Below are 17965 nucleotides of genomic sequence, written 5' to 3'. Positions count from 1 at the left end.
TGGTCAGTCGGTTTGTCCTCTGGATGCATATAGGGCCACGGCAGCCGCATTTGAGACATTGAGCGACCCGAACGCGCCGGAAAAGCCGATCCGCACCAATTTGTCGCAGGTCTCGCGAGTCTTCTGCCGCAACCCGGGCCCTTCCGCCCCCAGCACCAGCGCCACGGGACGGTCCTGTACGCCGACCAGCGCCTCTTCGATCGTTTCCCCGGCCGTGCCGTCAAGCCCAAGCACGATGTACCCCATGCCCTGAAGCGCCGCGATGGCGTCCGACAGGTTGCGCACGCGCAGGTAGGGCTGCCGCTCCAATGCCCCGCTCGCCGTCTTGGCCAGCGCCCCGGTCTCGGGCGCGGAATGGTGGCGCGGCGCGATCACGGCCGAGGCGCCGAAGACTTCCGCCGAACGCAGGATGGCGCCCACGTTATGCGGGTCCGTCACCCGGTCCAGCATCATCACGCGCGGCGGCCGGGTTCCGTCGCCCAGGCAGACATCCTCCAGCGTTCCCCAGTCCAGCGGCTTAACCTCCAGCGCGGCGCCCTGGTGCACCGATTGCGGATCCAGCGGCGCGCTGAACTTGCGCGGATCGGCCATCTCTGCCGTCATGCCCGACGTTGCGATGGCGTCCGCCAGTTTGTCGGCGGCGTTTTTCGTCACCACCAGCCGCAGCTTGTGGCGCCGTGGATTCTCCAGCGCATCGCGCACCGCGTGCAAGCCGAACAACCATACCGTTTCCGACGCGGCGGCCTTCTTGGCCTGTTCCTTTTCCACCACCCACTTGGGTTTCTTCATCGCCATCCGGGGGCCTCCTTCACAGGCGCCGGACAATGGCCCCGCACCACCGCAATCGCAAGCGATTTTCCGGTTGACGGGGCAACGGCCCGCTTCTAAACACGCGCCTCAGTGGGCGACAGGCCGCAAGGTGTGGCAGGGGACTGTAACTCCCTCGCGGAGACGCACGCTAGGTTCGATTCCTAGGTCGCCCACCATTTTTCAGGACGCAACACCAAACTTTCGAACGTCGCGGTTGCACTGGAGATCCCCACGGGTCCGCTCCACCTGTGCCCGCCCCTCATCCCCGCGCCTGGATCGACGGTATTTAAGGCAAATCCACCGCAATCTGCCTGTTGCGGAAAGGAAAACATTAATCTCCAGCGCGTACGACCTTACCCGAGTGAAGGGACCATTGCGTGTGAGGATATGCCGTGACCAAGACCAGTACCACCGTGAAAGACGACGCTTCAGGCGACGTTCAGGCTGACCGAAACCACCTGACGCAGCTCGAAGGCCTCGCCGACGCCCTGCACCGCGTGCAGGCGGTGATCGAGTTCGAGCTTGACGGCACGATCCTGACGGCCAACGACAATTTCCTCTCCACGCTCGGCTATTCGCTGGACGAGATCGTGGGCAAGCACCACCGCATGTTCTGCAACAGCGACTACGTGCGCACCGATGCCTATCGCGATTTCTGGATGAACCTTGCCATGGGCAAGTTCGAGGCGGGCGAATTCAAACGCATCACGAAGGACGGCGGCGAGATCTGGATCAACGCCTCCTACAATCCGATCTTCGACTCCACCGGCAAACCGATCAAGGTCGTCAAGTTCGCCACCGAAATTACGAAAAGTAAGCTAGATGCGCTGGAAAAGAACGCCAAGCTGGCAGCCGTCAGCCGCGTACAGGCCATGATCGAGTTCACGCCCGATGGCAAAATACTGGACGCGAACGAGAATTTCTGCGCCGCGACCGGCTACACCCTGAACGAAATCCGCGGCAAGCATCACCGGATCTTCTGCGACGATGCATACAGCGCCTCGAAAGAGTACACGCGTTTCTGGGAAAAGCTTGCGTCGGGCGAACACGATGAAGGCAAGTACCGCCGCATCGACCGCGACGGCAAGGACCTGTTCCTGCGCGCCACCTACACGCCCATTATCGACGACGACGACAAAGTCCTGAAGGTGGTCAAGTTCGCCTTCGACATCACGCCCGAGGTCGTGCTGGAACAGAACGTGACGCGCATCTCGGGCCAGTTCGCCGAGAAATCCGCAAGCATCACCGAACAGGCTCAGAAAGTGGCGGCAGGCGCTCAGACGCTGGGATGCACCACAGAGGAAATCAGCGCCTCGGTCGAGGAACTCAGCGCCTCGATCGATTCCATCGCCCAGAACAGCCGCCTGTCCGACGACATCGCCCAACGCACCAAGCAGGAGGCCGATGTCGGCGCCGGCGCCATCGACCGCTCGATCGAGTCCATGGACCTGATCAACGCCTCGTCCGAGCAGATCAACGAAATCGTGAAGGTGATCAGCGAGATCGCGGGCCAGACCAACATGCTGGCCTTCAACGCCGCCATCGAGGCCGCGCGCGCCGGTGAACACGGGCTCGGCTTCTCGGTCGTGGCCGACGAGGTGCGCAAGCTGGCCGAGCGGTCCTCCCAGGCGACGAAGGAAATCACCAAGCTGATCAACGAAACGGTCAAGCGGGTCTCGCAAGGAAGCGACGTCTCACGCGAGGCCGGAGCGGCCTTCAAGAAGATCCTCGAAGGCATCGGCGAAACCACCGACTCCATTTCCCAGATCACCGTGGCCGTCACCGAACAGCAAACCGCCGCACGCGATGTGGCGGACTCGGTTCAGCAGATCGTCGAAGCCTCCGAGGAGGCCGTCATCGCCTCCGACAACATCGCGGCCGCCACCAACGAACTCAGCACCGGCGCGGAAGACCTCAAGACCGAAGTTTCCAAACTGGGCGTGTGATCAAGGACAGGTGATACACCATGACAGCAGAAAAAGAGCTTTCGCTCAGCGAGTCGCAATTCAACAAGATCAGGGGCATCATCCACGACAGCACCGGCATCACGATCGGGGACAATCGCACGTCTCTCCTGCTCAGCCGGCTGCGCAGCCGCTTGCGTGAAACCAGAGACGAGGACTTCAAGGCGTATATCGCGCGCGTGACCTCCGACAAGGCCGAGCTTCAGGAACTGATCAACCGGGTCACGACGAACAAGACGTTTTTCTATCGAACGCCCCGCATCTGGCAACATTTCCGCGATGTCGCCATCCCGGCCTTCATGGAACGCAACACAAGACGCCCGATGCGCATCTGGTCCGCGGCCGCCTCGACCGGCGAAGAGGCCTATACCGCGGGCATGATCCTTGAGCACACGCGCAGCACGCAGGAGGGGTTCGACTACAGGTGCACGGGCACCGACATCTCGTCGAAGGTCCTGAAACAGGCCGAGGCCGGTCTTTACGCCGTGCCGGCCCTCACCCAACTGCGCGCGGATGGCACGGACCTCTTTGATCGATTCATGGGCGGCGACGATACTGCCGGGTACAAGGTCGACACCCAGATAAGGGGGCGCACCACGTTCAAGCTGCACAACCTGCTGAAACCCTTGCCGGGCGGTGCCAGTTTCGACGCCGTTTTCCTGCGCAACGTGCTGATTTACTTCACCCCCGAGGATCAGGAGGCCATCCTGCGAAACGTGCACGCCGCGATGGCACCCGATGCCTTTCTCTATATCGGCGAAAGCGAAAGCATCGCCCGGCTTCGGACCGATTTCGCGATCATCGAACCCATGATCTATCGCCCCGCGCCCAAGCGTGGAAAGCCGCTGACATGATTGGTGAAGATCAGCTCCATGTCCAGATCGGCCAGGTCAAGATCGGTCGCCCGGGACAGACACTGAACGCCATACTCGGCTCCTGCATGGGCCTTGGTTTTGTGGACAAGAAAAACGGCATCTGCGGTCTCGCCCATGCCTTGCTGGCCAAGTCCGAAGGCCCTCCCAAAGCCAAGGGCAGCGGGCGCCATGTCGATCACGCGATCGAGGCGCTTCTGCGCCAGATGAACGTCGCCGACACCGAGCGCCGCAAGATGCGCGTTTTCATCGCCGGCGGCGCAAACATGACCCTGCCCCACGAGACCGAGCCCGAACGACTGGTCGGCCAGGTCAACGCCGATTTCGCACGCGCCGCACTGCGCGACGCCGGGCTTCGCATCGTGCATGACGATACCGGGGGCACACACGGTCGTCGCGTGGCGATCGACTGCACGACCGGCGACTTCACGATCACGCCCATTCCGCGCCTTGGAGAGGGATGATGTCGCACCCGCCTGAAACGCCCCCCAACGCGACCGCGCGGGGTGGTCCGGCCCCCATACCCGGCGCGTCCTGCAAGGCCGACGCGCCGGCCGCGGCCATGGAAACGGCGCCCGGCGTGCATGCCGCGCGCAACGTCGTCTATGGCTCCTTCTGGCTTGACGAGACAGAGTTCGCGTTGCCCGTCGATGTCATCCAGGAGGTCGTGAACGCCCCCGACAGCTATTCCGAGGTCCCCCTGGCCGCGCCGCACATGGTCGGGCTCTTCTGCCTGCGCAACACGATCGTCCCGGTGATCGACCTGCGTCACATCCTGGGAATTGCGCCCGCATCCGAAACCTCCGTGCGCAAGGTGGCCATCATCGAGAACGGGGACCTCTGCGTGGGGCTTCTGTTCGACGATACCGGGGCCATCATTCAGGGCATGAATGCCACGCGGGTCAATTTCCTGCGTGACGCCCAGGGATTGAAGGACATCATTGTCGAAGGGGTGCTGAAGCTGGACGACGGCGCCCGCATGGTGCAGCTTCTCGACCCCTACGAGATCCTGCAGATCGAGAAGATCCCGCGCGTCGCCCGGATCGATCACGCTCAGCAACGCAAGACCCATCTGGGCCAGCGCTTCAACTGCATTTCCTTTCAACTCGGTCACACGACCTGCGCCCTGGACCTGCGTTTCGTACAAGAAATCACCGATATGCCGCCGCTGCAGACCTCCCAGCTCGCCCACGGCTACGTCATCGGAAACGTGGAATTGCGCGGACGCACCCTGCCGGTGGTCGATTTTCGCGGGATGATCGGCAACGAGACGCCCTACAAATTCAAGGCCGGCATGCTGGAGAAGCGAAAGCTCCTTGTCCTCGACCTGCCCGCAGGCCGGATCGGCCTGCTGGTCTACTCGATCGACAGCATCATGACGTTCTATGAAAAGGACATCCTGCCCTTCGCGAACGTGGGCCTGCCGCGGCACGACGTCGTGTCCGGCTGCCTCGTGCGCCAGGACGAAACGATCGTCATCCTGCTCGACCATCACAGCCTGCTGAAGGACGAGATGCTGGCGCTCGCCGCGCGCTCCTGCCAGGAAATCTATCCCTCGACGGATGTCGAGACCAAGCCAAAGAACTTCAGGACGGAACGCGGCCGTTCGACCTTTATCCTGTTCTCCGTGGATATCGAGATGGGCTTCGACATCTCCGGCGTCAACGAGGTCATCGACCGCCCCTCGTCGCTTTTGAAACCGCCCTACGCGCTCGCCTTCGTCGACGGTATTCTCAACCTCAGGGGCGAGTTGATCACCCTCATCAACCTGCGTGTCCTCTACGGTTTTCCCGAGACCGGAGCGCAGGCGCACAAGGTGCTGATCTTCGAAAATGGCGGGCGGAAATACGGCATCACCGTCGACTCCATCGACGAAATCGTGACGACCGGCCCCGAGGACCTTTTCGAGGTGCCCACGATCCGCGATCCGGAAGCGGCCCGGCTCGTGTCAGGCGACCTCGCGGGATGCCTGCGGGTTCCCTCACGCCCGTCACACAGCAACCCGGTCCTCGTGCTGGATCAAGCATCGGTTGTCCGCCGCTGCATCGCCGACGCGAGATTCGAAGCGGCAGCACCCGACGTCGCAACGGAAACCTGACCGGCGTCTCCGGCCTGTTCGGTCACGGCCCCTGTCACAACGATCCGTGCACGCGCGCCCGCGCACGGATGCGGGTCTTCGTACCCGGCGAATCAGCGGAATCTTGCGCGGCTGCACCGAATGCGGTAGGATTATTGCATAAAAACAAAACAGGCACCGGGCAGGTCCATGAAATACGTGATCCATCTGGGCGTCCACAGGACGGCGTCCCTGCTGTTGCAGCAAAATCTTTCCTTCAATCGTGAGCAATTGCGGGCGCAACGGGTCTTCTACGTGAATGCCGAAATGCCCAAGGCCGTGCAAAGGCAGGTCCGCATGATCCGCCGACGGCACAAGCCCGGCTCCACGCCGCAGGACTATGGCGCTTTCGCCGAATTGAACGCCGCCATCACCAGCGCTGCCTCGAAGGCCGGCGCGGAAACCGTTCTAATTTCCGACGAAAACCGGCTTGGCCCCACGATGACGCAATCCCTGCTCTGGAACGAGACGAACCCCGCGTTCTATCCGCAGGCTGCGACCAATCTGCGATATGCCCAGGCTGGTCTGCCGCTGGAGGATACCCGGCTGCTGCTCTATACGCGCAACGCCGAAAGCTATCTCGTCAGCCTGTATTCCGACGCCATTCGTCAGAACCACACGACGCTGACGCTGGAACAGTTCTGTCGCAGCGTGAACTTTAATTCCATCGACTTCTCCGCGCTGGAGCAGACGCTTTGCGCGCTTCACCCCGGGCTCCAGGTCAAATCGCGCCAGTTCGAGCGCATCAAACTCGGTCCGGAAACCTATCTGCGCAGCTTCCTGCGCGACATCGGGCTCGACCCCAAGCCGTTCGTCCTGCATCCCGCCGCGCCGCGGCCGCAGCTTGACGCGATGCAGGTCGAGGCCCTTTTGCACATCATGTCCGGACGTCAGTCGAAGCGCGGCGAAATGATCTCCGCCTTGCGCGACCAGGTTCTGAATGGCGCTCCCAACCCGCTGGCTCCGCTGGTCCTGCCGGCTTGGGTGACGGACTCCATGCGCGTGACAGACCAAGGCCGTGTCCTCGACGCCCCCGAGGCAAGAAGCGCCTGACCGGGGTCTCATCCAGGGGGCGTCAGTCCCGGCGCTTGTCCTTCGGCCGCCAGGTATCCAGCCAGCGCCGGACGCGCCCGCGTCGGTCCTCTATCGCATTCCCGGCAGCGTCGAAACGGGCCTCGACCCCGTCCCAGACCGGGTCGAGCCGCCTGGCCCGGAACCCGCGCCAGACCCGCCAGGTGCCGAAAACCACGATGGCAAAACCCGTCAGGATCAGCAGGTTCAGCCACGGGAAGGGCTTGCCCGCATCCGGCCCCGCAACCGGCCAGATGCTCACACCGTTGGGAAAGATAGACAGGAACTCGTTGCGCCAGCCGTAATGTTTCAGCGCCGCCCATCGCGGCGCCTCGGCGGTGGATTTCAGATCGGCCGCCTCGGCCTGCAGGTTGGACGTGTCGAACTTGAAGTAAGGCGGCCAGCCCCACCCGGTATCCTCGTTGCGATAGACCATCGTGCTGCCATTCGCCCGCACCGTCTGGATGAAAAAGACGTCGCGGTTGATCGGCGTCATGTCGTTGCCGGCATCCGGACTGGCCCAGAACAGGCTGTTCTCGCCGAAATCTATGCGCTTTTCATAGGTGTCCGTCACCCGCACGATATCGGTCTGTGGCAGGGTGTAGTGGAAAAAAGCGGCCACCAGCACCCAGAAAACACTCCAGAACAGCCATTTCAAGTAAACCAACGTCCCACCCCCTTCAGTGAAAATTCGTGAAGTAGATGATCGCCGCCACGATGCTGAACGGCACGACATAGACCCCGAGGATCAGCTTGCGCCGGAGCGATCCGTCATACGCCTCCAGCCCCTTTTCGATGTAGGCGTCCAGGTCGCCGGGCCGGCCTTCCTCCTCCCACCATTCGCGCAGCTTGCCTTTTCGCACGCTCCGGGAATAGATCGACAGGACGACATACAGGATCGTGCAGACGATGAACCCGATGATCAGAAGTCTCGCCAGTGCCGCCATGTCCTATCTCCTCGTCTTCCTGTCCGCCGAATAGGGCGTGCCCTTGCCAGCCCGGCGCGTCACAGGCCCCCAGGGGCCGACCCGCCGCACAACCGCCTCGAACTCCGGCTCGGGCTCGGGCGGTCTCGGCGGCGCCGGCTCTTCCATTGGGGCCTCGTGCCCGAAAAGCGCCGCGCGCGTGCCCATCTTGTCCACCTGGTATTCGTTCAGCAACAGGTCCACCACATAGGCCCTCTTGGTATCCGCCCATGTCTCGTAACGGCGGTAGAAAAGGCTCTTGTGGCAAATGAACAGCTGCCTCACGTCCTTCGGCGCCAGCTCCGCCAGAAGCATGTTGACCAGGTCCGCATCCTTGTTCGCCGCGGCCCGCAGCGTGTAGAAGTACGCCGGATTGTCCGAGCTTATCACCGGCCAGGGGCCGCCATTCTCGGCCCAGTTCAGCAGCGCGTTGAGCGTGTGAAACTCCTCCGGCAAAAGGTCCGAGTGCCGCCGCGCCAGCCGGCGCATCTCGGCGCGGCTGCGGCCCGCGAACTCCACGCCTTCATCCGCCAGCGCATCGACCAGCATGAAATCCATCTTCTGCCGCAGGATCGCCGACGCATCTATGCCGCGTGCCTTGACGATCGGCTCCACCAGCCCGTTGAGATCGAGGAAACTGGCAATCCGGTTCCGCTCGTCGATGCCAAAGACATACTCGATCCGCTCGCTCTCGAAGGGGGTCTTGTCCGAGACGCAGATCACACCCGGCAGTTCGAGGTCCTGAAACAGGTACACGCCGCCGAAATGATCGGTCCAGTAATTGCGCTGCTCGAAACTCATTTCCTTCAGGTCGATGGGATTGCGCAGCACGTCCCCGGTCTGCCCGGCCAACTCGATCATCTCGGCGATCAGCACGTCGTCGAACCAGGCGTCCTCTTCCGACATGAACCGCTCGACCTTTTCGTCCAGCTTCTCGGCCTGCCGAAGCGCCCCGTTGGTGGTGTCCGCCTCGATGGTGATACGGCGGATATCGAACAGGCGCGCGGGGCTCGACATGTCATAGACCGAATTGACCAACTCGCCCGCCACCGCGTCCCGCGCCGTCAGAGCAAACAGCGCCGGCTCGTTTTCCTCGATGAACTGCTTCAGGATGCCCCGACTGGTCGAGAACTGCGCATTCAAGAGCGGCGCGCGCTTCTGCTCCGTGGTCAATAGGATGAACTGCCGGTTCACGCCTGCATGGTTGAGGTAAAGGTCATCACCCAGCTCATGCCCCACCTCCGGCGAAAAGCCAGAGATATCGACGTAGAAATCCGTCAGGCTCGTGGTCTTGCCCGTCAGGTGCTTCAGCGCGCGATTGTATCGCTCCACCAGCGCCGGGCTGGCCACATGCACCAGGTTGCCGAACATCAGGCCGGATCTGATCAGACGTTCCATGCATCCCCTCCGTAGGGTGGGTTTTCAACCCACCACCCCCGGCCTGCCCCAAGCGCCACCGCGCCCCGGACCCGATCCGGGGCCCCTCTTTTCCGAAGCTGAGGTCCCGGGTCGCGCCCGGGACGGCCAGGTGCCATGATTGCACACGCGCCTGTCACGGCTGCCCCCTCACAACATCCTTCTCCTTCAACCGCTCCACCCGCTGCGCCAGCCCCAGCCAGACGAAGGCCAGCACCGGACCCCATACCGCCACCGCCCCCAACGAACTGCGCAAGTACATCCACGCGATGATCCCCTGCCCGGCAAGCGTCTGCCCGCCCAGAAGGCTGCGCTTGTCGAACAGCGCAAACACACACGCGCTCGCCGCCAGCAGCAGAAGCACCGACAGCACCACCGACACCAGAACCCGGCCATGCGACCGCGTCCCCCGCGGCGTCAAAAGCCACGGCAGCAACGCCGCCAACCCGCCGATGATAGCCAGCGGCAAGCCGGTGTTCACCAATGTCACGCTCGTGTCGTTCATTGCCGCTTGGCGCAAGTGCTCTCACGCACCGCTCTCCTTCTCCGCCATGTACCGCCGCTTGGCCTCTTCCGTCCGACCGAAATCGCGCACCATGGCCTCGATCGCCACCTCGTCGGACTTGTCCGCATAGCGGAACTCGCTGTCCGCGTAGCGGTTGATCTCCTGGATCACCATTTCCACCGTGATCGGCTGACGCAACTCCTCGATCATCCCCTTCTTCTCGTCATAGGATTTGAACAGGAACAGGTCGGGCTTTTCCATCCACTCGTCCGGCAGTTCGAAATCCATCGCCCGCACCTTCACCGCGTCGGTGATGTTCTTGATCGCCCGGCCCGTAAAGCCTTCGTCCGCCTCCTGGATGCCTTTCAGATAGGTTCCCAGCTTGGCAATCGTGTCGAGCCTGCCGATATCCTTCTCTACTCGCTCATAGACCCGGATCAGCCCCTCCTCATGGGGCCGCGCGTGGCTCTCGAACGAGGCCGCCACGGCCTTCTTGATCTCCTGCGCGGCATAGACCTCGTGCTGGCCCAGCGGAATGTCATGGTTCTTGCCCATCAGCAGGTAAAGGATATCGATATAATCCTCCCGCGTCTGCGGCCCGTCCACCAGGAACCGCGCCCCTGCCCGCTGGCGCAGCGCGTCGTCCACGTTCTCGGGATAGTTCGAGAACATGCCGAAGGTGCAATTTCCCCGCACCACCGTGTTGGCCCCGGCAAAGCTCTCCATCAGCACGGCGGTGATCTCCAGCTGTCCCGCGCTCGATTGCCGGTCGCCGCGCTTGCCCGCCAGCTGGTCGATATCGTCGATCGTGCCGAACCCGATCACGCCGGGATCGATCACGGTGTTGATGAACGCCTTGGCGTTCTGCGCCGACTTGCCCTGGTAGCTGTCGATGCTCTCGGTGCTGAGGTTCTGATACCTGAACGGATAGCCTGCGTTGTCGCAATAGCCCTTGATCAGCCCCGCCATCATCTGGATCAGCGTCGTCTTGCCCGTCCCCGGCTTGCCGTCGCCCATGAAGGTAAAGATGAACCCGCCCAGTTCCGCGAACGGGTTCAGCTTTCGCTCGAAATCATAGGCCATCAGCATCTTGCTGAGCTTCAGCGCCTGGTACTTGGCGATATGGTTGCCCACCACCTCGTGCGGCTGCTTGAAGGTCATGGTCAGGGTGCTGGACTTGCCCTTCGATGCCGCGTCAAAGCCGCGAATGGTGAAATCATCCGCCTCGACGCGCCAGCTTGCGCCGGTGAAGGCACTCAACCGCCCGGCATTCTGGGCGCGCAGCGCGATCTTCTCCATCAACTGCTCGGCAAAGGCGCTGACCGTCGCCACCAGCCGCGCATCGTCGCCCGCATGGGCCGCGATATCCTGGTCCAGTTCCCACAACGCGCCATGCAGGGCAAGTTGCGAATTGTCGGTCAGAACCTCCTCGACCTCGCCCACCTCGACGCTCACCTCCGAGCCGTGCGGCGCCAGCAGGAAGGCCGTCGCGTTGGCAAAGACATGCCCCACCGCCAGAGCCTCGGCCCCCAGAAGCTCGGTGAACTCGGTCTTGCGATCCGCGCCCAGCGACCCGGCCAGGTTCGCCCGCCGCAGATCCGCCAGGCCCGTGGCGTCGGAAAACTGCTCTCCCACCGCCAGCGCGATCGCAATCGCCCGCCGCAGGCCATGCAATACCGTCGCCTGCATCGGGCTGACCAGCGGGTCGTCGCCATCGGCAGCCTCGATCCGCTCCACCAGATGCACGCCCTCGGGTCGCGCGGTCGAGCGTGTCACCAGCCCAGGCGTCGTCGTCCGAAACCGCCGCCGCGTGCCCAACCCGGCCGACTTCTCCTCCTGCGGCGCGTCGCCCGGCTTGGCGATGCGCGGCGTATGATCGAACCCCGCCAGCATCGCTGCGGCAGCATCGTAATGCTTGGCGATATCCTCTTCCCGCAATTCCATTGTGTCGGCCGTCAAACTCATCTTCTTCTCCCCGGTGGTGGGTTTGAAACCCACCCTACCAAACTGGCGCAGGGTGGGGTCTCACCCCACCTCGCGTTCAATATCTCAACACCCGGCCGCCCGGGCTGACCACGTACTTGGTGACCGACGAAAACCCCGGCGGGGTCTTCTCGGCCAGAACCTGATAGGGCCGCTCCGGCAGGATGATACTGCGCTCCATCCGCGTCGCCCCGGTCTCGGCCCCTTTCCCCGAGAAGGGGTCCAGCGCGAAAACCTCGCGCTCCACGGTGCCGAACCAGCCCGCGCGCTCCTCGATCACCCGTTCGCTTTCCAGCACCTCGTCGGTCCAGGCCAGTGCCCAGTCCTGCCCCACCGGCGCATCGGCCTGCGCCAGCACCTCGCTCAGCGGCCCGGTCTGCCGCGTGAAGGCATGGCTGTACATCGGACCGACGTGAAACCGACGCAGCCGCTTGGGATGCAGGTCGTCGAAGCTCTCGTCGAACCCCTTGGCGATGGTCAGCAACTTCAATCCGCCCAGGGATTGCGCCATCAGGTGCGCCTGGCATTCCGGCCAGCGCCGCTCGTCCTTGCCCAGCGGCGCGCGGCCCGTATCCTCGACCTCCATCAGGTAGATCGTCGGCAGGTTCACCTGGCTGTCATAGACCGCCCAGTGCAGCAGGTAGCGCCGCCGCTCGTCCAGCCCGCTCACCCATTGGATCTGTGGATCGTTCTGCGCCCAGAAAAGATGCCCGCGCAGCATCTCCTCGTAGTAAAGCCGTTGCGACAGCGCGAACTGAAGGCGCGTCGGAATGGTCCGCTCGGAAATGATCTGCTCGACCATCTCGCGCTTCAGCGTTTCGGTATCCGGCATCCCGTCCAGGTGCCGCCGCGCCTGTGCGGCATCATTGGCCATCACCATCAGCTCCGAGAACATCGGAAAACCGCTTTCCCGCACATCCATCGCCAGCGAGCCGAAAAACTGCCCGGTGTCGCGTCCGACCAGCAGGTATTTCATGCTCAGCGCCTTGAACGTATAGGCGATGCCCTGAACATAGGTGGTCAGAATCTCGACCTCCTGCTTGCCCAGGTTGCCCTCGGCCTGCATCACGGCGGCCACGCGATTCAGATGCCCCGTGATCCGCTCGAACTTGGCGAAGTACCGGCGTGACGCGAAAAGCTCGGTCAGGGCGGCCCGGTCAGATGTCGGAGCATCCGCGATCATTCGCCACCCCCGCCACAGGCGCCGCCACCGCCTCCGCTACCCGCATCGGCGCCGCCGCTGAAACCGCCCTCGGCTCCATTGCCGGACGCACCCCGGCTGGCGATCACCGACCACAGGATCGCGATGAGGCAGACACCCAGCAATACCAGCGCCAGGCTGAAATGCCCCAGCCAGCCCGCCAGCATCATACCAAGGAACGCACCGCAGATAACCACGACCTCGATTGGAAACGTCTCTTTTTCGGCCATCGCGACGCCTTTCTCAGCTGTTTGGGACAGACGCACTCACGTCCCGCCTCCGCCACGCCGGCGCGACAACCCGATCAGGATCAACCCTGCAATGCCGAACCCCACCCCGACAAGGTTCATCCAGGCCGGCACGGTAAAGACGAACGACACCACCAGGCAGACGACAGACAGACCAATGGCAAGCGTTCCAAGCCCCATGCCTTAGCCGCCATACGCGTTGGCGTCATGCTTCTCGATGATCTTGGAGAACCGCCGCGCGAACCGCTCGTCGGCCTTGGCCTTGGCCTCCAGCACTTCGCGGGCAAAGACCATGTGATCCTCGTGCGCCTCCAGCATGTCGGCCATCTTCTGGTTGGTGGCCGCGCCGATGCCGGCCATGGCGCTCTGCGCCTCCTGGTCGGTCTTGACTCCGATCTCGTTGATCCGGTGCGCCACGTCCTGCTGCTGCGCGGTCTTCAACGACTTGGTCAGCGCATCATAGAGCACGACCCGCTGCTTGGTGTCCGTCTGCAGCTTGTTGATCAGCACCATCTGCGTCGCCGCCTGGTTCTGCAGCGAATCGACCCAGGTCTTGCCCTTCTCGATATAGCGCTCCAGCGTCTGCGATTTGGCCAGCTTGACCTGCTCCTGCTGGACCATCTCGTTATACTTGGCGTTCATCTCCGCCAGTTCGCTTTCCAGCTTGGTGCGGGCGGCCGCGTCGGTCTCGTTGGCGATCTTGTTTTCCAGTTCGATGATCTTGGGGTCCATCCCCTGGATGTCCGCGCGCAGCGTTTCCAGTTCGCCCACCGTCGCCTCGCGCTCGTCCAGCGTCTCGGTAAGGTTCGTCTCGACCTTCACCTTGTGCTCTTCCAGCGTGCGCAACTGACCTTCCAGCAATTGCACGATGATGTCGGACTTGGAAATCAGGTCCTGCAACTTGTCGTCGATGCTGGCGGTGCGGATCCGCTCTTGCCGCATGCTGTCGGCCTTATGGCGGTTGAAGATACCGACGAAGCTTTCCCAGCCCGTCTTGGTACGCATCTCGTCGAAATCGCGCGAGAAGCCCGCGGTCACATCGTCCAGCCCCATGATCAGCTCGGCGATGTTGGCATTCATCGTCTCAGTATGCGCGTGCACTTCGTCCAGCGTCGCGTTCTCGATATCGAGGCTCGCATCCTCGCCGCCCTTGATCTTGGACCGCGCGCTTTCGATCTTGCCGGTCAGCTCGGCAATCTTCGCCTGCGCCGATGCGACCTGCTCCTGACTTTCGCGCACCTGCGCATCCAAATTCGCCATCACCGTTCCCTTTCGCGTAAAGTTAATTACCTTAACATCAATATAGGTACGCCACGGCTGATTTGAAGGCGCGCCCGCTCTTTGGGGTTTTCGCAAAACCTTTGGCGCGGGGCAAGAAAGACGTGCGCGTTCAGGGAATCAAAACCTCTTTCCGCCCGAACACCCCCTCCGCCGTGCCAAGGTCGTCATACAGGATCTCGACCGCGATGCTCTCGATCTCCCCCAGACCGAAGCTCTTGTAGATGATTGCGTCGTCCGGGAAAGCATTGGGGGCCGCGGTCTCGGTCTGGCAGGCCGGCATGTCCCAAACCTCCATCGCCCCGCCATTCACGCCGACACTGACCTGGTGCATTCCGCAACGCCAACTCAGCAGATGCGTCAGGTACAGCAGGTCCTGCCCATCATATTCGCGCACCGCCACCCAGTTGCCGCGCGTGGCCTCGATGATCGGCCTGATCTCGGCGGCGGTGGTGAACTTGCCGGCGGGCGTCTGGTCCTCGGCCTCGAACCCGGCGGGCGGTTGGCCCCCGTCCCCTGCCGATTGCGCCACGGCGGCCCCGTCCGGGCTCCCCGTTCCGCCGCCCAAGGCCACGGCAAGGCCAACGAAAATCCACTCGATCATCCGAAAATACCTTTCGTTTCAAAAATCTGCGCAACTGCCTCTCGCGCAATCGCAGCACACGGCCTATACTGGCGCCAAAGGGCAGTTCAGGCAGGCGTGACCGGATTATGGCCGCGAAAAAGGCAAAAAACCAAGCGTTCAATATCGTGGTGGTCGGCCACGCCGGCCGGCTTCAGTTCGAGGCGGTGCTGTTCGCCGCCTCCCTGCGCGCCCGCAGCCCCGACTTCAAAGGCCGCCTTTTCGTGGCCGAACCCCACCCCGGCCCGCTATGGAAGAACGACCCGACCATGCGCGGCGACATCCGCGCCCTCCTGGAAAGCTACGGTGCCGAGATCCTGCCTTTCGAATCCCGGCATTTCGGGCAGGCCTACCCCTATGGCAACAAGATCGAATGCCTGATGGCCCTGCCCGAGGGCGAGCCGTTCGTGTTCTTCGACACCGACACCCTGGTCACCGGCGACCTGACACAGGTCCCCTTCGATTTCGACCGCCCCACCGCCTCGCTCAAGCGCGAAGGCACCTGGCCCGAAATAGAACTCTACGGCCCGGGTTACACGGCCACATGGAAGTCGCTCTACGACAAGTTCGGGCTGGATTTCGAGTCCTCGCTCGACCCGTCCCTGCCCGACGAATACTGGCGCCGCTACCTCTACTTCAACGCCGGGTTCTTCTTCTACAAGTGCCCGCATGTCTTCGGCCAGCGTTTCCTCGACTATGCGCTGGCGATCCGCGACGACCCGCCGCCGGAACTGGTTTGCCAGTCGCTCGACCCCTGGCTCGACCAGGTGGCGCTTCCGCTCGTCATTCATTCGCTGGGCGGCGGGCGCGACACGCTGCCCGACGGTCTCCTCGACGGCGAGGTCACGTGCCATTACCGCATGTTCCCGCTGCTATACGCCCGCGAAAATGACGACGTGGTCGCACTGCTGGAAGACATCAGCGCCCCCAACCCGGTCAAGAAACTGCTCAAGAACTACGACGCCATCAAGTTCATGATCTACCACGGCCGCGGCCACAAGGTGCGCGACCTCTTCGACCGCGAGAACATGCCGCGCAAGGAGCAGGCGATCCGCAACACCATTCGCCGCAACGGCTTCTGGATGCGCTGATGGCCTTGCGAGACGTGCCCGGCCTGACCCGCATCGCCCAGGTCTTCGGCCCGTCCGACGCGATGCTGGCCGTCGCCGCCCTCGAAGGCGCAGGCTTTCGCGTCTTCGTGCCGGGCTACCACACGCTCTCGAATGCCCAGTACCTTTCGGTCGCCCTGGGCGGTGTACCGATCATGGTCGAAACCGCCCGCGCGGCCGAGGCCGCGGCCTTTCTCGACGCCCTGGAAACCTCCGACGTCGAGGTGCTTTCCCCCTCAGCATTCGACAGCATTCCCGATGACGATCTGCCGCCGCCCCGCCCACGCGGCCTCATGCGCCGGATCGTGGAAAGCGCGTTCTACCTTCTCACCGGAACCGCGCCCGCCCTGCGCGGACGCTACGGGCGCGTCCCGAAAAAATAGCCATTGGTCCGGCTCTTGTCCGCGCAAGACCATTTCAATACGCTTGTCCTGCGTCCCGCCATCGCTTACCCAAATGACAAACGCCATAAGGGAGGCTTTCCATGTCCGACGACGACCGCATCCACCAATTCGGCTTCGACACGCTGCAAATCCACGCCGGCGCCCGGCCCGATCCGGCCACGGGCGCGCGCCAGACACCGATCTACCAGTCCACGGCCTACGTGTTCCGCGACGCCGAGCACGCCGCCGCCCTCTTCAACCTCCAGGAAGTGGGCTACATCTATTCGCGCCTGACGAACCCCACCGTCGCGGTGCTTCAGGAACGCGTCGCCACGCTCGAAGGCGGTGCCGGCGCCGTCTGCTGCTCCTCGGGGCACGCGGCCCAGATCATGGCGCTGTTCCCGCTGATGGGTCCGGGCAAGAACGTGGTGGTCTCCACGCGGCTCTATGGCGGCTCGATCACCCAGTTCAGCCAGACCATCAAGCGCTTCGGCTGGTCGGCCAAGTTCGTCGATATCGACGACATGGATGCCATCAAGGCCGCCATCGACGACGACACCCGCGCCATCTTCTGCGAATCGATCGCCAACCCCGGCGGCCACATCGCCGACCTGCGCGCGGTGGCAGACGTCGCCGATGCCGCCGGCCTGCCGCTCATCGTCGACAACACCTCGGCAACGCCCTACCTCTGCCGCCCGATCGAACATGGCGCCACGTTGGTCGTGCACTCCATGACCAAGTTCCTCACCGGCAACGGCACCGTCACCGGCGGCGTCGTGGTGGATTCGGGCACCTTCGACTGGTCCGCGTCCGACAAGTTCCCCTCGCTCAGCCAGCCCGAACCTGCCTATCACGGCCTGAAGTTCCACGAAACGTTCGGCCCGCTCGCCTTCACCTTCCACGGCATCGCCATCGGCCTGCGCGACCTCGGCATGACGCTCAATCCCCAGGCCGCGCACTACACCCTGATGGGGATCGAGACGCTGTCGCTGCGGATGCAGAAACACGTCGAGAACGCCGAAACCGTCGCCGCCTGGCTGGAGAAGCACGACGCGGTCGAGGGCGTCACCTATGCCGGTCTCAAATCCTCGCCCTACCACAAGCGCGTCAAGACGGTCTGCCCCAAGGGCGCGGGCGGCCTGTTCACCGTGGCACTCAAGTCGGGCTACGAAGGCTGCGTCAAGCTGGTCGACAGTCTCGAACTCTTCAGCCACGTCGCCAACCTCGGCGACACCCGCTCACTGATCATCCACTCGGCCTCCACCACCCACCGGCAGCTGACCCCGGAACAGCAGACCGCCGCCGGCGCCGCCCCCAACGTGGTGCGCATTTCCATCGGCTGCGAGGATGCCGACGACATCATCGCCGATCTCGAACAGGCGCTGGCCAAGGCGGGCGCCTGACCGTCGGGGGTCTCCGCCG

General features: G+C 63.3%; 19 protein-coding genes and 1 tRNA gene. 9 read left to right on the top strand and 11 right to left on the bottom strand.

What is annotated here, in order from left to right; all coding sequences use genetic code 11:
* Positions 1 to 3: 3 nt before the first annotated feature.
* Positions 4 to 789, bottom strand: coding sequence for a 23S rRNA (guanosine(2251)-2'-O)-methyltransferase RlmB (gene rlmB / locus FIU89_RS06470; RefSeq protein ID WP_152494423.1), 786 nt, complete (start codon positions 787 to 789; stop codon positions 4 to 6).
* Between the two features lie 113 nt (positions 790 to 902).
* On the opposite strand from rlmB, the gene FIU89_RS06465 reads away from it, so the two are divergent.
* From FIU89_RS06465 to FIU89_RS06440, 6 genes are all read left to right on the top strand, one after another.
* Positions 903 to 986, top strand: a tRNA-Tyr gene (locus tag FIU89_RS06465).
* A gap of 216 nt (positions 987 to 1202) precedes the next feature.
* Positions 1203 to 2756 (top strand): PAS domain-containing methyl-accepting chemotaxis protein, encoded by a 1554-nt coding sequence (locus FIU89_RS06460; protein WP_152491838.1) that lies wholly within the window; start codon positions 1203 to 1205, stop codon positions 2754 to 2756.
* A 20-nt stretch (positions 2757 to 2776) separates the two neighbouring features.
* Positions 2777 to 3628 carry a protein-glutamate O-methyltransferase CheR gene (locus FIU89_RS06455; protein WP_152491837.1) on the top strand — a complete coding sequence of 284 codons (852 nt, stop codon included), beginning with the start codon at positions 2777 to 2779 and terminating at the stop codon, positions 3626 to 3628.
* Positions 3625 to 4110 (top strand): chemotaxis protein CheD, encoded by a 486-nt coding sequence (locus tag FIU89_RS06450; protein WP_152491836.1) that lies wholly within the window; start codon positions 3625 to 3627, stop codon positions 4108 to 4110. Before FIU89_RS06455 ends, FIU89_RS06450 begins: the two co-directional genes overlap by 4 nt.
* Positions 4110 to 5744, top strand: a complete 1635-nt coding sequence (locus FIU89_RS06445) for a chemotaxis protein CheW (protein ID WP_172978045.1) — start codon at positions 4110 to 4112, stop codon at positions 5742 to 5744. The genes FIU89_RS06450 and FIU89_RS06445 overlap by 1 nt, the downstream gene beginning before the upstream one ends.
* Positions 5745 to 5912: 168 nt before the next feature.
* The gene (locus FIU89_RS06440; RefSeq protein WP_152491834.1) at positions 5913 to 6815 is read left to right on the top strand and encodes a hypothetical protein; all 903 of its coding nucleotides are present in this window, start codon (positions 5913 to 5915) and stop codon (positions 6813 to 6815) included.
* Positions 6816 to 6837: 22 nt separating this feature from the next.
* On the opposite strand, the gene FIU89_RS06435 is transcribed toward FIU89_RS06440, so the two are convergent.
* From FIU89_RS06435 to FIU89_RS06395, 10 genes are all read right to left on the bottom strand, one after another.
* Entirely contained in the window at positions 6838 to 7500 is a 663-nt protein-coding gene (locus tag FIU89_RS06435) for a DUF1523 family protein (protein WP_152491833.1), read from the bottom strand.
* A gap of 13 nt (positions 7501 to 7513) precedes the next feature.
* Positions 7514 to 7780 carry a hypothetical protein gene (locus tag FIU89_RS06430; RefSeq protein WP_152491832.1) on the bottom strand — a complete coding sequence of 89 codons (267 nt, stop codon included), beginning with the start codon at positions 7778 to 7780 and terminating at the stop codon, positions 7514 to 7516.
* A gap of 3 nt (positions 7781 to 7783) precedes the next feature.
* Entirely contained in the window at positions 7784 to 9196 is a 1413-nt protein-coding gene (locus FIU89_RS06425) for a DUF6638 family protein (RefSeq protein ID WP_152491831.1), read from the bottom strand.
* A 154-nt stretch (positions 9197 to 9350) separates the two neighbouring features.
* Entirely contained in the window at positions 9351 to 9719 is a 369-nt protein-coding gene (locus FIU89_RS06420) for a hypothetical protein (protein WP_152491830.1), read from the bottom strand.
* Between the two features lie 21 nt (positions 9720 to 9740).
* A complete protein-coding gene (locus tag FIU89_RS06415) occupies positions 9741 to 11684 on the bottom strand; it encodes an ATP-binding protein (RefSeq protein WP_152491829.1) in 1944 nt (647 codons plus the stop codon).
* 76 nt (positions 11685 to 11760) lie between these two features.
* Complete coding sequence (locus FIU89_RS06410) at positions 11761 to 12885, bottom strand: hypothetical protein (protein ID WP_152491828.1); 1125 nt, start codon at positions 12883 to 12885, stop codon at positions 11761 to 11763.
* The gene (locus FIU89_RS06405) at positions 12882 to 13133 is read right to left on the bottom strand and encodes a hypothetical protein (protein ID WP_152491827.1); all 252 of its coding nucleotides are present in this window, start codon (positions 13131 to 13133) and stop codon (positions 12882 to 12884) included. The genes FIU89_RS06410 and FIU89_RS06405 overlap by 4 nt, the downstream gene beginning before the upstream one ends.
* Before the next feature lie 36 nt (positions 13134 to 13169).
* Positions 13170 to 13331, bottom strand: a complete 162-nt coding sequence (locus FIU89_RS22220) for a hypothetical protein (RefSeq protein WP_172978044.1) — start codon at positions 13329 to 13331, stop codon at positions 13170 to 13172.
* A 3-nt stretch (positions 13332 to 13334) separates the two neighbouring features.
* Positions 13335 to 14411 carry a hypothetical protein gene (locus FIU89_RS06400; protein ID WP_152491826.1) on the bottom strand — a complete coding sequence of 359 codons (1077 nt, stop codon included), beginning with the start codon at positions 14409 to 14411 and terminating at the stop codon, positions 13335 to 13337.
* 130 nt (positions 14412 to 14541) lie between these two features.
* The gene (locus tag FIU89_RS06395; RefSeq protein ID WP_216647055.1) at positions 14542 to 15033 is read right to left on the bottom strand and encodes a hypothetical protein; all 492 of its coding nucleotides are present in this window, start codon (positions 15031 to 15033) and stop codon (positions 14542 to 14544) included.
* A 107-nt stretch (positions 15034 to 15140) separates the two neighbouring features.
* On the opposite strand from FIU89_RS06395, the gene FIU89_RS06390 reads away from it, so the two are divergent.
* The 3 genes from FIU89_RS06390 (at position 15141) to FIU89_RS06380 (ending at position 17946) form a co-directional block, all read left to right on the top strand.
* Positions 15141 to 16142 carry a hypothetical protein gene (locus tag FIU89_RS06390; RefSeq protein ID WP_152491825.1) on the top strand — a complete coding sequence of 334 codons (1002 nt, stop codon included), beginning with the start codon at positions 15141 to 15143 and terminating at the stop codon, positions 16140 to 16142.
* Positions 16142 to 16543, top strand: a complete 402-nt coding sequence (locus FIU89_RS06385) for a hypothetical protein (RefSeq protein WP_152491824.1) — start codon at positions 16142 to 16144, stop codon at positions 16541 to 16543. The genes FIU89_RS06390 and FIU89_RS06385 overlap by 1 nt, the downstream gene beginning before the upstream one ends.
* 101 nt (positions 16544 to 16644) lie before the next feature.
* Positions 16645 to 17946, top strand: coding sequence for an O-acetylhomoserine aminocarboxypropyltransferase/cysteine synthase family protein (locus tag FIU89_RS06380; RefSeq protein WP_152491823.1), 1302 nt, complete (start codon positions 16645 to 16647; stop codon positions 17944 to 17946).
* Positions 17947 to 17965 lie beyond the last annotated feature (19 nt).

Origin of the sequence: Roseovarius sp. THAF27 (genome assembly GCF_009363655.1) — a bacterium.
In the GTDB taxonomy this organism is placed as follows: Bacteria; Pseudomonadota; Alphaproteobacteria; order Rhodobacterales; family Rhodobacteraceae; genus Roseovarius.
The sequence above is the reverse complement of the archived record's forward strand: the minus strand, read 5'-3'. Positions and strand labels throughout refer to the sequence as shown.